Source organism: Rhizobium sp. O111 (assembly GCF_055616315.1).
Genome location: NZ_JBSHXL010000001.1, coordinates 931,418 through 946,017 on the forward strand (window position 1 = coordinate 931,418; position 14,600 = coordinate 946,017).

The following is a 14,600-nucleotide window of genomic DNA, read 5'->3' on the forward strand; positions in this document are numbered from 1 at the left end:
CAAGAAGCAGCTTTTGGGGCCAAATTTAGAGGATTGCCGGTGAGCGATACGAACCAGAGCAACGACACGACCGGCCAGCAGGGCCAGCAGTCGCAGAGTGGCCCGATCATTCCGAAATCGCCAACCGAAGCGCTGCGCCCTGAGCGCGTGCCGGAGCCGCCGAAGCGCTCCAAGAAGGCCAGAAGCCAGGTCGTCATTTTCCTGAACTTCCTGATGACGCTGGTCGTGCTCGGCTGCGCCGCAGCGGTCGTCGTCTTCTACTATGCGATTTCCACCTACCAGAGCCCCGGTCCGCTGGAGGCCAACACCAATTTCATCGTGCGCAACGGCGCAGGCATCACCGAGATCGCGTTCAATCTGGAGCGCAACAACATCATCTCCGATGGCCGCGTCTTCCGCTATCTCACCGCCACCCATCTGAACGATGGCGAAAGCCTCAAGGCCGGTGAGTATGAAATCAAGGCGCATGCCTCGATGAACGAGATCATGGAACTGCTGAAGTCAGGCAAGTCCATTCTCTATTCGATCTCCTTCCCCGAGGGCCTGAGCGTCCGCCAGATGTTCAACCGAATGAACGAGGACCAGGTGCTTGAGGGCGACCTCCCGACCGTCCTGCCGGCGGAGGGCAGCCTGCGCCCGGATACCTACAAGTTCTCGCGCGGCACCAAGCGCGCCGAGATCATCGAGCAGATGGCCGCCGCCCAGCAGAAGCTCGTGGACCAGATCTGGGACAAGCGCGATCCCTCGCTGCCCTTCAAGTCGAAGGACGAGATGATCGTGCTCGCCTCGATCGTGGAAAAGGAAACCGGCGTTCCGGACGAGCGCGCCCACGTGGCCTCGGTCTTCCTGAACCGCCTGGGCAAGGGCATGCGCCTGCAGTCGGACCCGACGATCATCTACGGATTGTTCGGCGGCGACGGCAAGCCGGCCGACCGGCCGATCTACCAGTCGGATCTCAAGAAAGAGACGCCCTTCAACACCTATGTGATCAAGGGCCTGCCGCCGACGCCGATCGCCAATCCCGGTCGCGATGCGCTGGAAGCTGTCGCCAATCCGTGGAAGACGCAGGACCTCTATTTTGTGGCCGACGGCACGGGTGGCCATGTCTTCGCCGCCACGCTTGAGGACCACAACGCCAATGTCCGGCGCTGGCGCAAGCTGGAGGCAGACAAGGGCGCCGATCCGAATATTGCGGTCGACGGGCAGCCCGATGCGGCAACGCCCGCCGATGCGCCGGCAGCGCCCGCTCCGGCTCCGAAGAAAAAGAGAAACTGACACTATCGGAGGCTTCCATGGCTTTGCAGTCCATGACGGGTTTTGCGCGGCGCGAAGGCACGACCGATCGCTGGCGCTGGGCCTGGGAACTGCGCTCGGTAAACGGCAAGGGCCTGGATATCCGTCTGCGCCTGCCGCCAGGCCTCGAGCGGCTGGAAAACGACGTCAAGCGGCTTGCCGGCGAGCAGTTCAGCCGCGGCAATATGCAGGTGTCGTTGTCCGTCTCGTCGCCCGAAAGCCGCGTCGAGACTGTTCTCAACCAGGAAGCGCTTGCCGCCGTTCTGTCGCTGCGCGATCAACTGGCTGATATCATCGACCCGGCGCCGCTGAAGCTCGATACGCTTCTCGGCATCCGCGGCATCGTCGATTTCCGCGAGACCGAGGATAGCCCGGAAGCCATCGCTGCGCGCGATGCCGAGATCATGAATGGCCTTTCGCTGGCGCTGACCGATCTCCGGCATATGCGCGAGCAGGAGGGGGCGGCTCTGTCCCGCGTGCTCCTCGACCAAGTGGCGATCATCGAGCGTCTGACTGGTGTTGTGGAAAGCGACCCGTCGCGTTCGCCACGCGAGATCGCGGCACGGCTCGCGGCTCAGGTCGCGATGCTGATGGATGCATCCGGCAAGTTCGACCAGGACAGGCTCCATGCCGAGGCGGCGATCCTGGCGACCAAGGCCGATCTGCGCGAAGAGATCGACCGCCTGAAGGCACACGTGGCCGCCGCGCGCGACCTGCTCGCCAAGGGCGGCCCTATCGGTCGAAAGCTCGATTTCCTTGCACAGGAATTTAACCGGGAATCGAATACAATATGCTCGAAGTCCAATGCGGCTGCCGTGACAGCGGCCGGTATTGAGTTGAAAGTGGTCATCGACCAGTTCCGCGAGCAAGTTCAGAATTTGGAGTGAGCCATGAGCCCGACCCCGTCGAGCACCCCCACCGTGATCCCCCGTCGCGGGCTGATGCTTGTCCTGTCTTCGCCTTCGGGCGCCGGCAAGTCGACCATCGCGCGCAACCTCCTGGAGCGCGACCGCAGCCTCGAGATCTCGGTTAGCGTCACGACGCGCCAGCGTCGCCCGAGCGAGATTGCCGGCACGCACTATCATTTCATCACCATCCCGCAGTTCGAGCGCATGCGCGACAGCGGCGAGCTGCTCGAATGGGCGGAAGTGCATGGAAATTTCTACGGCACCCCGCGCGAGCCGGTGGAGGCCGCCATGGCCGATGGCCGCGACATGCTGTTCGATATCGACTGGCAGGGCGCGCTGCAGCTGCAGGAAAAGATGAAGGCCGATATCGTATCGATCTTCGTGCTGCCGCCGACCATGACCGAGCTCCAGTCGCGCCTGCACCGCCGTGCAGAGGATTCAGAAGAGGTGATCGCCACGCGTCTCGCCAATTCCCGCGCCGAGATCGCCCACTGGCGCGAATATGATTATGTCATCGTCAACGACGACCTGAACACAGCCTTCGAGGCCGTACAGTCGATCGTCCGTGCCGAACGCCTTCGCCGCGATCGCCGCCACGGCATGTTCGACTTCGTGACCGGCCTGATCGAAGAGACGCCGGTGCTCTGATCCATCCGCCGGCGCCTTCGCGCCGGCGTCATTCCTAGACGATGATCAGCCGTAGCGGCCGGTGATGTAGTCTTCGGTCCGCTTGTTCTTCGGCGCCTCGAATATCTGCGATGTCGGGCCATGCTCGATAAGCTCGCCCAGATACATGAAGGCGGTATTGTCGGAGATACGGCCCGCCTGCTGCATGTTGTGGGTCACGATGACGATAGTGAAATTCGCCTTCAGCTGCGCGATCAGTTCCTCGACCTTGGCGGTCGAGATCGGGTCGAGCGCCGATGTCGGCTCGTCGAGCAGCAGAACCTCAGGCCTGAGCGCCACGCCACGCGCGATGCACAGACGCTGCTGCTGACCGCCGGAGAGGCCGAGACCGCTCTGCTTGAGCTTGTCCTTGACCTCGTCCCACAGAGCCGCCTGCCGAAGCGCTTCCTCGACACGCCCGTCCATCTCCGTCTTCGACAGCCGCTCATGATGGCGGATGCCATAGGCGACGTTGTCGTAGATCGACATGGGGAAGGGGACCGGCTTCTGGAACACCATGCCGACGCGGGCACGCAGCTCGTTCATCGGATAGCGGGGGTCGAGAATGTTGTCGCCATCGAGCTTCACGGTACCCGTTGCCCGCATGCCCGGATAGAGCGCGTAGATGCGGTTGAGGATGCGCAGCAGCGTGGACTTGCCACAGCCGGACGGGCCGATCAGGGCCGAGACCTGCCGCTCCGGAAAGCTGATGCTGACATCGCGGATCGCCTGCGTCTTCCCGTAGAAAAAGTTGACGTTTTCGAGCGTGATCTTGTCGGTCTTCATGGTATTCGCGGTCCTGCCGGTGTCGAGTGCGCTGGAAGATTGCAGCATTATTTCCCCCGTCTGCTCAGGATGATTCGTGATCCGACACTGAGCAGCAGCACAATGGCGGTCATGACGAAGGCGCCGGCCCAGGCGAGCGTATGCCACTCGTCATAGGGGCTCATCGCGTACTGGAAGATCACGACGGGAATGTTGGCCATTGGCCCGGACATGTCCGTGCTCCAGTACTGGTTGTTGAGTGCGGTGAAGAGAAGTGGCGCGGTCTCGCCGGAGATACGCGCCACGGCAAGCAGCACGCCGGTCAGGATACCGGCAGACGCTGCGCGATAGAGCACATGCACCGTCACCTTCCAGCGCGGGATGCCGAGCGAAAGTGCGGCCTCGCGCATGACGTCGGGCACCAGCCGCAGCATCTCGTCGGTTGTGCGCACCACGACCGGCAGGAAGATGAAGCCGAGCGCGATACCGCCGGCATAGCCCGAAAAGCGCCCGGTCTGGCGCACTACCAGCTCGTAGATGAACAGGCCGATGATGATCGACGGCGCGCTGAGCAGGATGTCGTTCACGAAACGAACGAGATCGCCGATCTTCTTGCCGCGGCTGTATTCCGAAAGATAGGTGCCGGCGAGGATCCCGATCGGCGTGCCGAGAACAACGGCCATCAGGACGATCAGAAGGCTCCCCATGAAGGCATTCGCCAGGCCGCCGTCTTCGCCGGGTGGCGGGGTCATTTCGGTCAGCAGGCGAGGGCTGAGCGCCGCGATGCCGTTGATCAACGTCGTCCACAGGATCCAGACGAGGAAGATGAGGCCGATCACCGTGGCGACGGTTGCGAGAGACAAGGCGATGGCGCTCTTGATCTGCCGGTAGCGGTAAAGGGAGTTGGATGTCGTCATGATTATTCTCCCTTCTGCCTGGCGATCCGGAGCAGCATCAGCTTGGCGGCCGCCAGAACGATGAAGGTGACCACGAAGAGGATGAAGCCGAGGCCGATCAGCGACGACAGATAGAGATCCGTGTCGGCCTCGGTGAACTCGTTGGCGATGGCCGCGGCGATCGAGTTGCCGGGTTCCATCAGCGAGATCGCGATATTGTGGGTATTCCCGAGCACGAAGGTGACGGCCATGGTCTCGCCGAGCGCGCGGCCGAGGCCGAGGAAGATGCCGCCGACGACGGCCGTGCGCGTGTGGGGAATGACGATATCGCGCACGACCTCCCATTTGGTCGAGCCGAGCGCGTATGCCGATTCCTTCAGCTGTGCGGGCACGACGAGGAAGACGTCGCGCATCACCGAAGCGATATAGGGGATGATCATGATGGCGAGCACGATGCCCGACGTCAGCATGCCGATCCCCATGGGTGCACCAGAAAACAGCGCACCGATGACAGGCAGCGGACCGAGCCAGTCGATCAGGACAGGCTGGATATAATCGGACATGAAGGGGGCGAAGGTGAAAAGGCCCCACATGCCGTAGATGATGCTCGGAATGCCGGCGAGCAGCTCGATGGCGCCGCCGATCGGTCCGCGCGCCCAGCGTGGCGCCACTTCGGTGACGAACACCGCGATGCCGAGGCTGATGGGGACACCGATGATCATCGCCAGCGCCGAGGTGACCAGCGTTCCGTAGATCGGCACGAGGCCGGCGAATTTCTGTGCGACGGGATCCCATTCGGTGCCGTAGAGGAATTCCAGGCCGAAGGTGCGGAAGGCAAGAAGGCCGCCCCACCCCATGGAAAAGGTCGCTGCCAGAAGTGCAATCAGTACGAACATGCCGCAGCACAGCACGATCGCAGAAAATACCATGTCGCCGGTCGCGCCATGGCGACGCTTCACGCCGACACTTTCGGCGCGCTGCGATGCCAAAACTTGGCTCATTGTCTGTTCTCTAATCTTTGAGGGGCAATCAAAGTTAAGCCGGCCGGAAAGCAGAACTCTCCGACCGTTTCGACAGTGTGGGGATCAACCCTTGAACTGGGCGGTCCAGTAGGCTTCGATCTGCTTCACGAGGCTATCGGGAAGCGGAACGTAGTCGAGCGAGGAAGCCTGCTTCTGGCCGTTCTCAAGCGCCCACTTGAAGAACTCGAAGGCAGCCTTGGAGCGAGCTTCGTCCTTGGCCTGCTTGTACATGATTGCCCAGGTCGTAGCCGTGACCGGCCAGGCCTTATCGCCAGGAGCGTTGGTCATGATCAGGTTGAAGTCCTGAGCCTTGTCCCACTCGGCGCTTGCAGCGGCAGCAGCGAAGCTCTCGGCGTTCGGCTTCGGATACTTGCCGGCAGCGTTTTCGATCAGGACGTAGGGCAGCTTGTTCTGCAGCGCATAGGCGTACTCGACGTAACCGATCGAGTCCTTCACGCGCGTGACGTAGGCTGCGACGCCTTCGTTGCCCTTGCCGCCGATGCCGACGGGCCAGTTGACGGCGGTGCCTTCACCAACCTTGGACTTCCAGTCGGCATTGACCTTCGAAAAGTAGTTGGTCCAGTTGAAGCTGGTGCCCGAACCGTCCGAGCGGTGAACGACGGCGATCTGCGAATCCGGCAGCTTGACGCCCGGGTTCAGGTCGGCAATGGCCTTGTCGTTCCACTTGGTGACGTTGCCGAGGTAGATGTCGGCCAGAACCTTGCCGGTGAGCTTCAGCTCGCCCGACTTGATGCCCTTGACGTTGATGACGGGAACGATGCCGCCGACAACCAGCGGAAACTGGCCGAAGCCGCCATCCGTCAGTTCCTTGGATTCAAGCGGCTTGTCGGAGGCGCCGAAATCGACCGTTGCGGCCTTGATCTGAGCGATACCGCCGCCAGAACCGATCGACTGATAGTTCAGCTTGTCGCCGGTCTTCTTGTTGTAGTCAGCCGACCACTTGGAGAGAACCGGGTAAACGAAGGTGGAGCCGGCGCCGGTGATATCGGCGGCGGAAGCGGAGGCGGCCATGACGGCCGCAAGGCCGATGCCGAAACAGGTCGTCAAAAATCTGCTGGTACGCATAAGGGTTCGCTTTCCTGAAAGCTGAAAAGATGACGGCGAGATCAATAGGGGGCTACTTGTTTGCTTGCGCAACGAGTCTCGCCGGGAACGGGCTATTCCCCAGAGATAACAGTTTCATGACAGCCGATGAGGCAAACCGCATTCACGCGATGTTAAAGCGGATCATCGAGAAAAACTTGGTTTCCGGGCGCGGAAATACTTCGTTTTCCCAAGTCAAGACGACTGGAATTGTAGTGTTTTAACAGCATAGAAGACCGCCGCCTCCGCGCAAGCTAGCGTTGATTTTGATGAGGTGTGCAGGGATTAGAGGCTGTTGGCCAGGAGGCAGAATTCCTCGACCGAAAGCGTCTCGGCACGTCTCTGCGGATCGATGCCGGCCTTCTCGAGCAGTTTCTCGCCGCCGATCGGCTTCAGGCTCTGGCGCAGCATCTTTCGGCGCTGCCCGAAGGCCGCCTGGGTCACTTTTTCGAGATTGGCAACGGAGCAGGGGATCGGGTTCTCGTTCGGCGTCAGATGCACCACCGTCGAGGTTACCTTCGGCGGAGGCGTGAAGGCCTGCGGCGGGATGTCGAACGCCATGTGTGCGTTCGTACGCCAACCGCAGAGCACGCCGAGACGCCCGTAGTGATCGTCTTCCTCGTCAGCGACGATACGCAAGCCCACTTCCTTCTGGAACATCAGCGTCAGCGATTGCCAGAACGGCGGCCATTGCTTCGGCAGCAACCAGTTCACCAGAAGCTGGGTCCCGACATTATAGGGAAGGTTGGCGATGATCTTCACCGGTCCCTCGGGGGCCAGCGCCTCGAAATCGGTGGTCAAAGCGTCGCCTTCGATAACCTCAAGCCGGCCGGGATAATGCGCCGATACTTCTGCCAGCGCCGGCAGACAACGCGGATCGCGCTCGACGGCGATGACCTTCTTGGCGCCGAGCGCAAGGATCGCCCGCGTCAGGCCACCGGGACCAGGCCCGACCTCGAACACCGTCGCGTCTTCGAGCGGGCCAGCGTTACGCGCCACCTTCTGCGTGAGGTTGAGGTCGAGAATGAAGTTCTGCCCAAGCGCCTTGCGCGCATCCAGCCCATGCCGCCTGATGACGTCGCTCAGCGGCGGCAATCCGTCGAGTGCGGCCATCAGGAATTGCTCTTGGAAACGCGACCGAGATGCCCGGCAAGCTTCAGGGCGGCGACCAGGCTGCTCTCGCGCGCCAGCCCCTTGCCGGCGATGCCGAAGGCCGTGCCGTGGTCGGGCGATGTGCGGATGAAGGGCAGGCCAAGCGTCACGTTGACGGCATCGTCGAAGCCGAGCGCCTTTGCCGGGATCAGAGCCTGGTCGTGATACATGCAGACTGCCACATCGTAGCGCGCGCGCGCCTCGTCGTGGAACATGGTGTCGGCGGGCAGGGGACCGATCGCATCGATGCCTTCTGCGCGAAGGAACTGGATCGCGGGGTGGATGACGTTGGCATCTTCCTTGCCGATGGCGCCATCTTCGCCGGCATGCGGATTGAGGCCAGCGACGGCGAGGCGTGGATTGGTGATGCCAAAGCGCTGGACGAGATCGGCATGCGCGATCCGGCAGGTCTCGACGATCAGCTCCGCCGTCAGCGCCTGAGGCACATCCTTGATCGGGATGTGGATTGTGACGGGGATCGTGCGAAGCTTCGGCCCGGCGAGCATCATGACGGGTGTCACGGGCGTGCCGGTTGCACGTTTCGCAAGCTCAGCCAGAAACTCGGTATGTCCGGGAAAACGGAAACCGCTCTCGTAGAGAACGGACTTGGCGATCGGGTTGGTGACGACGCCAAGCGCTTCGCCGCGGATCGTCAGCGATACAGCCTGCTCGATCGCTGCAATCGTCCCTCGAGCCGTCGCGACATGCGCTTCGCCGGCGATGACTTCAATTCCTGCGGGGATCGGCAGAACGGGAAGGGCGTCGGCGAAGACGTCGATCGCGCCGGCGCAGTCCGTCTCGCGGATCGCGACGGTCAGATCCAGCATCCGCGCGCGGGTGGCAAGGACGTCGGGATCACCGATGAAAATAAAAGGCGGCAGGCCAAGCTCGCGGCGGCGCAGCCAGGCCATCAATGTGACGTCAGGGCCGATCCCGGCAGGATCGCCCTGGCTCAGTGCAAGCGGACGAGAAAACGCGAGCGTCATCGACATTAGCGGCGAACGATCTGCGCTTTCTTGCGCAGTTCGTCGAGATACTTGGTAGCGTTGGCGTTTTCCGGCGGCGCGTTCTTGTCCTTGGCCTTGTTCAGATCTTCTTCACGGAAGACCATTTCGGCTGCCTGGTCGTCAGAGACCTGGCGCTGGCTGCAGATTGCAAGATATTCGACGCCCTTTTCGGTCACGCGCGTTGCCGTGGTGTTGCCCTTGGCCTGTTCGACCAGCGGCTTCCACTCAGGCGGCAGTTCCGGCGCCAGCATGCGGCCGAGGTCGCGAACGGAAACGTCACGCATCGTGGCGGCGAAAACCTTGGCCTGTTCGCAGCCTGGGTACTTCGAGCGCGAGGCTTCCGCTTCGCTCTTGCGCTTGCCGACGATGCCCTTCTTGCTGGCGGGCACGACGAAGATCATCTGCTGCAGGATATACTCGGTGGTCTCCGGCTTCTGCTTGTTGTTTTCCATCATACGGGCAACGAGGTCGGCGTTCGACATCTTGTTGCTGTTGCCATAGCGGGCGTTGACGAGGCGCGGCCAGCTCATCTGTACGGCGATGAATGCCTTGAAGTGGTCGACGCCGACACCTGCCTGGTTGAGGATCTGCGTCATCTGCGCGGTCGTCAGCTTGTTGCCGGTGGCAAAGCGCGCGAAGGAAGCGTCTACGTCGTCCTTGGACACCGACATGCGGACGCGCGAGATTTCCTGTTCCTTCAACGTCTGCTCGATAAGCTGGTCTTCAGCAGCCTTGGCGTCCGCTTTTTGGTGCTGCAGGCGCAGGAAGGCCTGGCGCTTGGCCACATCACCGCTGGTGAGAGCCGTGCCGTTGACGACCACGCGGACTTCGCTCGCGGCATAGGCCATATTGGCCTTCGGCAGTGCAAAGCCAGCGACAGTGGCGAACGCCAAGCCTGCGATCATCGTTCTTACGGTGTTCTTCGCGCCAATCATCTGTCGACCCTTCCCATTGACGCCGCGCTTTCGCGTCGCGGCGCGCCTATCTTACCGAGATAACGTCAGCGTTGCTGCCTTCGAGACGCAGCAGCATATGCCGCATATATCCAATGGCCACAATGTCCTGCATAGCGTTACGGCGAAAGAAAGGCCCCTTTCTTTCGCCGTGCTACAAAATCGATCAGTTGTTGTAGATGTTACCGTATCCGAGCTCGCTGGCATCACCGACATTGATGTCGCCAAGCGTACGGAATGTCAGCCTCGCGCCGATCGTCCAATCGCTTGCCGACTGGTCGCTGGTGTCGCGCTTGTCGGAGTAGGCGATCGTGAAGATCGTGCACTCGTCCTCGTATGTGAGGCCGATGGTCTGGCGCGTGAACGTGTTGTTGTTCAGGTCATAGGCGATACCGCCGAAGATCGACCAGTAGTCCTTGAACTTGACCCGAGCGCGCGTCTGCAGCTCATCGTTATCCGTGTCGTAGCCATATTCCGGCTGCGCGGAGACGTGCGTGTAGAGAAGCTGGCTCTGGAACGCGTCCGTCTCGAAGCCGGCCGTCAGGTCGCCGCGGCGAAGCTCGAAGCTCTTTTCGTCGAGGCGGTACGAAGCGGCGAATGCAAAGCCCTGCGGCGTCTCGATACCACCGAGACCGACATAATCGGACCGCGTGGTTTCAAGGCCGGAATCGGCTCCGACATTGACGAGATCGGCGGTGTCGAACGAGTTCTGGCCGCCCAGCTGGAAGGACTGGCCGAAGATGCCGTGCAGCTTGTAGCCGTTGTCGAAGGTGCCGGTGTACTGAAAGCCAACGTTAGCGCGTGTGCCGCCTTCAATCCGGTCGTAACCGGAGAACTTGTCGCGTTCGAACAGATTGGTCGCATCGAAGACGAGGCTCTGCGCGTCTTCGTTCGGAAGCCTGCCGGCCAGCGATTCGTTCGGGCGCGCATAGATCTGCATGATCGGCTCGAACACATGCGTGCTGTTGTCGGTGGTGGCGAGGATCGGATAGCGAACTTCCAGGCCAGCCGTCACCATGCCACGCGTTGCAGCATCGCTCGTGTCGTAGTTGCCGCCATAGCCGACCGGGTCGTCCATGTTGAGCGCCAGCGCGTCGCCGCGAGCCGAAAGCAGCGGCGTGATCAGAACGCCGGCAGGCGTCACGAACGTACGCTTCCACGTCAGCTCGCCGGTCAGGCGCGATGTCTGGCCGTTAAGGCCACGGTAGCGATCGAAGCCCGCGATGTCGTAAAAGTCATCATGCCCGCGCGAGATATTGGTGAAGTTCACGTCGGCCGAGACTTCGCCGCCGGCAAGCGGCTGCGGCGCCACGTAGTGATAGTCCATCACCGGATAGACGATCGCCTGCTTCTTCTCCGCCGTATTCGACGGATCGGCGTCCTGCACGTCGAAATAGAAGGAGCGCAGGTCGAAGTAGTTCCGCTTGCCGAGACCGGTCAGATAAATCTGGTTGGTCTGCGTCGAATTGTCGTAGCCCTTGAGTTTGTAAGTGCGCGAGAAGTTGTTGTCGCTCTGCACCATTACATCCCAGCCGAAAGACCAGCGCGGATTGATCTGGAAGGCCCCCTTCGAGGCGATCATGCCGCGAGCATCGTTCTGCGCGTCGCTGGTTCCTTCAGTGAACGTGCTGGAATTCATCTGGCTGATACCGGCCACGCGCAGAGTGTGCGTGCCGTTCTCAAAGCGCTGGCGGAATTCGGCATCGGCCAGGAAGCCCTGCGTCGTGTAGCCCGTACCCGTCACCGTCGCGTCCATGCTGGGCGAGATCACGTAATAGTAGGGGACAGACAGGCCGAAGCCGAGATTCTGTGCGCTGACGAAGCTCGGGAACAGGAAGCCGGACTTACGCTTGACGGTGTTGTCGGGAACGACGAGCCACGGAACGTAGGCGATCGGATGGCCCAGAAGCTCCATGCGAGCGTGCTCGAGGCGAATCGTGTGCTTCTCGCCGTTCTGGATAACGCGTTCGGCCTTCACCTGCCAGAATGGCGGTTTCTCGGGCTTCTCCGCGCAGGGCAGACAGGCAGTATAGACGCCCTTGTTGAGAATCATCTCCGTGCCACCGACGCGCTCGCCGGTTTCGGCGACGATACGCGTGTTGTCGGGTGTCTCGATTCGAAGCGAATTGATGAAACCGTTGGCGAAGTCATCGGTGACGTCGAGCTTGTCGGAATACATGCGCGTGCCGTCGGGGCTGACGAGCTCGACATTGCCAAGCGCCATCATCCGGCCGGTCTTCTGATTGTACTCGACTCGCTGCGAGACCATCTTGTAGCCGGCGTAATTGATCTGCACGCCACCTACGGCCGAAACGACCTCGGCGTCTTTGTTATAGACGAGCTCATTGGCCGAAAGAAGCATCTTGGCTTCCTTCGAGACATTGGGCTTCATGTTTTGCAAAGCGTCTTGCGCAATGGCAACGGGCACGTTGCCGGTATAGCTGCACAGGGCTACGCCTGCGAACAGGGCAACCAACTGCTTACGAACACTTTTGCGGTTGCCTGCCGCCACTAGCCATCCTCCTGATGAAGCAGAATTGTTGCACCCAAAGCCAAGGCGACGATGACCGGAATCCACGTCGCCACGAAAGGCGGGACAACCCCACTGCTTCCGAATGCTTTCACAAGCACGGTGACCACATAAAGCACGAAGCCTGCCAGGATGCCACCCAGAATCACGGACCTCGATTGGTTGAACCGGCTAAATTTTAGGGACACTGTTGCAGCAATGAGAGTCATAGCCACGAGCAACAGTGGTTGGGACAACAAAGAGTGGAATTGGGTCTCTAGAGCCTTGGTCGGAATCCCGAAGGATTTGGCAATGTTGATTCGGTTCGAGAGATCAAAAAACGCAATGGTTTCAGGGGCGGTAAGCCTCTGTTCGACGAAGTCCCGTTTCAAATTGGTACGGACCTGTACCTCATCCTTACGCTCAGCGATCTCGCCGGGGCGACGCTCGATAACGTTCTTAAGAAGCCAGTAACCATCTTCCAATTTTGCGGACGTCGCATCCTGTCTGAGGATGATGTGATTGCTCGAATCGAAGTGCACGAGCACCGCGTCGACGAGCATCGTTCCATCCTCAAGAACGCTTCGCGCACCGATGATGACATCGTCCTGACCGCTGATCTGGCGGATCCACGGCACTTGAGGGCCGCCCTTTGAGGCGCCAGCATCGCCGCGCCAATTGCTCTCGACGCTCGCTGCCTGCCGCTGTCCCCATGCAGCCAGCGGATTGAGGATCGTCATGACGCCGATGCCGAGCAAAAATGCGCCAAAAATGAATGGCGACATGAACTGCCAAGCGGAAATGCCGGCGGCGCGCGTCACGACCAGCTCGTATTTGCGATTGAGGCCGATCAGCACGGTCATGCCGACGAAAAGTGCGATGAAGGGAACCGTCTGCTGCAGAATGAGTGGCAGGCGCACAGCCGTCATCAGCAATCCGCCGGTTACCGTATAGCCTGGCAGGCCGGACATGCGGCTCGCGGTCTCGCTGAAGTCGACGAGGTAGACGATGCCAATGACACCGAGGAAGAACCACATCGCCGTCGTTGCATAACGGCGGAAGAAATAGCGTCCGAGCGTACCGAAAATCATGCGCCACCTCCGGCCGAGCGGGGGAAGCGCTGCTGCAGCTTGCGCCAGCCGATGGCGATCCAGTTGCCGATGAAGCCCAGCAGCGAGATTCGTTTGTGCGAAACCAGCGAAACAATCGCCAACGCGCTGATTCCGATCGGCAGCGCGTAGAGGATGCCGATGAATATAGGTTTCGTTTCGATCTGGTTGGCGGCGTAGAACGTCGCCCATCGAACCGCAAACGCGAGCACCAGTGCCGATACCATGGGGTGCAGCCGTGCCTCGCGATGCGAGCGCGCATCACCGGCAATCGCAAGCGAAATCAACGAAAAGACAAGCGGAAGCATCCAGTCGGTCAGGCGCCTGTGAAGCTCCGCAACGTAGCCGCCGGGTTTGGCGATGTAATCCTTGTCCGTAGGATCGGGATTGAGCAGGAACGGCAGTTCACGGTCGGACGCGCGCAGCGTCGACTGGCCACGGTTCTGCGTGAGGTCGGACAGGTCGAACGAATAGGAATCGAAGCGGATGATGGACACGTCGCCGGTCGTGGTTTTCCGGTGCACCTCACCATCATGCATGATCAGCGACGTGCCCTTCTCATCGACGGCGCCTTCGCGCGCATAGTAGATCAGCTGGAAGGCAGGGTCGCGCTCGTCCACGACGAACAGGCCCTTGAGCACGCGTCCGGCCAAGCGCTCGGAGATCTGCACATAGAGGCCGGTATCGATCTGGCGGAAGTTCTTCTCTTCAATCACGGTTGAGAGCAGATCGGCGTAAGCCGCTGCAATCATTTGCCTTGCGCCGGTCTTCGCCTTCGGTTCGACGACGTTGTCGACAAAAAAGGAGAAGGCGCTGATGACGGCCGCGAGAATGATGATCGGGCGCCAGATGATGCTGCGGCGCGCGCCGGCGGCATCGATAACGGCAAGCTCCGAATCGTTGTTCATCGTCGTCAGCGTCTGCGTGACGCCGATCACCAGCGCGAAGGGCAGGACGACGGGAATGATCGAGGGCAGGATAAGCGTGGCGAGCTTGGCAAACGAACCGACCGACTGGCCGCTATCCGTCACCAGATTGATGCGCTGAAGCACCTGCGTCGTCCAGATGATCGCGAGCACGGGCAATAGGGCGACGAGAAACATCTGGCCCACGCGCCGCAATATATATGTTTCAAGCAGTTTCATGCACGCCCTTGAACGCTCTTCGCGAATTCTTGCCGCCACGCAGCGAAAACCATCTACGCTTTTTGGTTTGC

The 14,600-nt window shown here is 61.0% G+C and carries 13 protein-coding genes; 3 read left to right on the forward strand and 10 right to left on the reverse strand.

All coding sequences use genetic code 11. The features are described 5' to 3' along the window. Positions 1–39 precede the first annotated feature (39 nt). Genes mltG through gmk form a run of 3 tightly spaced genes read left to right on the forward strand, consistent with a single transcriptional unit; the run spans position 40 to position 2,849 of the window. Positions 40–1,275 carry an endolytic transglycosylase MltG gene (gene mltG / locus ACVTFQ_RS04690; RefSeq protein WP_047513340.1) on the forward strand — a complete coding sequence of 412 codons (1,236 nt, stop codon included), beginning with the start codon at positions 40–42 and terminating at the stop codon, positions 1,273–1,275. Positions 1,276–1,292: 17 nt separating this feature from the next. Continuing rightward, the gene (locus tag ACVTFQ_RS04695) at positions 1,293–2,180 is read left to right on the forward strand and encodes a YicC/YloC family endoribonuclease (protein WP_111561114.1); all 888 of its coding nucleotides are present in this window, start codon (positions 1,293–1,295) and stop codon (positions 2,178–2,180) included. A 3-nt stretch (positions 2,181–2,183) separates the two neighbouring features. Then, complete coding sequence (gmk, locus tag ACVTFQ_RS04700) at positions 2,184–2,849, forward strand: guanylate kinase (protein WP_111561115.1); 666 nt, start codon at positions 2,184–2,186, stop codon at positions 2,847–2,849. A gap of 45 nt (positions 2,850–2,894) precedes the next feature. On the opposite strand, the gene pstB is transcribed toward gmk, so the two are convergent. From pstB to ACVTFQ_RS04750, 10 genes are all read right to left on the reverse strand, one after another. Then, positions 2,895–3,701 carry a phosphate ABC transporter ATP-binding protein PstB gene (pstB, locus tag ACVTFQ_RS04705; RefSeq protein WP_111561116.1) on the reverse strand — a complete coding sequence of 269 codons (807 nt, stop codon included), beginning with the start codon at positions 3,699–3,701 and terminating at the stop codon, positions 2,895–2,897. Beyond that, positions 3,701–4,549, reverse strand: a complete 849-nt coding sequence (pstA, locus tag ACVTFQ_RS04710) for a phosphate ABC transporter permease PstA (RefSeq protein ID WP_111561117.1) — start codon at positions 4,547–4,549, stop codon at positions 3,701–3,703. Before pstA ends, pstB begins: the two co-directional genes overlap by 1 nt. Before the next feature lie 2 nt (positions 4,550–4,551). Then, positions 4,552–5,529, reverse strand: a complete 978-nt coding sequence (gene pstC, locus ACVTFQ_RS04715; RefSeq protein WP_111561118.1) for a phosphate ABC transporter permease subunit PstC — start codon at positions 5,527–5,529, stop codon at positions 4,552–4,554. Positions 5,530–5,613: 84 nt separating this feature from the next. Beyond that, a complete protein-coding gene (gene pstS / locus ACVTFQ_RS04720; RefSeq protein ID WP_111561119.1) occupies positions 5,614–6,636 on the reverse strand; it encodes a phosphate ABC transporter substrate-binding protein PstS in 1,023 nt (340 codons plus the stop codon). Between the two features lie 303 nt (positions 6,637–6,939). Next, positions 6,940–7,767, reverse strand: a complete 828-nt coding sequence (gene rsmA / locus ACVTFQ_RS04725; protein WP_111561121.1) for a 16S rRNA (adenine(1518)-N(6)/adenine(1519)-N(6))-dimethyltransferase RsmA — start codon at positions 7,765–7,767, stop codon at positions 6,940–6,942. Then, on the reverse strand, positions 7,767–8,792 hold the full coding sequence (gene pdxA, locus ACVTFQ_RS04730; RefSeq protein WP_111561529.1) for a 4-hydroxythreonine-4-phosphate dehydrogenase PdxA: 1,026 nt from the start codon (positions 8,790–8,792) through the stop codon (positions 7,767–7,769). Before pdxA ends, rsmA begins: the two co-directional genes overlap by 1 nt. A 5-nt stretch (positions 8,793–8,797) precedes the next feature. Further along, the gene (locus ACVTFQ_RS04735) at positions 8,798–9,748 is read right to left on the reverse strand and encodes a peptidylprolyl isomerase (RefSeq protein WP_111561122.1); all 951 of its coding nucleotides are present in this window, start codon (positions 9,746–9,748) and stop codon (positions 8,798–8,800) included. Positions 9,749–9,932: 184 nt separating this feature from the next. Then, positions 9,933–12,278, reverse strand: a complete 2,346-nt coding sequence (locus tag ACVTFQ_RS04740; protein WP_111561123.1) for an LPS-assembly protein LptD — start codon at positions 12,276–12,278, stop codon at positions 9,933–9,935. Further along, positions 12,278–13,366: an LPS export ABC transporter permease LptG gene (gene lptG / locus ACVTFQ_RS04745; RefSeq protein WP_111561124.1), complete on the reverse strand. Its 1,089-nt coding sequence runs from the start codon at positions 13,364–13,366 to the stop codon at positions 12,278–12,280. Before lptG ends, ACVTFQ_RS04740 begins: the two co-directional genes overlap by 1 nt. After that, positions 13,363–14,529 (reverse strand): LptF/LptG family permease, encoded by a 1,167-nt coding sequence (locus tag ACVTFQ_RS04750; protein ID WP_112435905.1) that lies wholly within the window; start codon positions 14,527–14,529, stop codon positions 13,363–13,365. The genes lptG and ACVTFQ_RS04750 overlap by 4 nt, the downstream gene beginning before the upstream one ends. Positions 14,530–14,600: the final 71 nt, after the last annotated feature.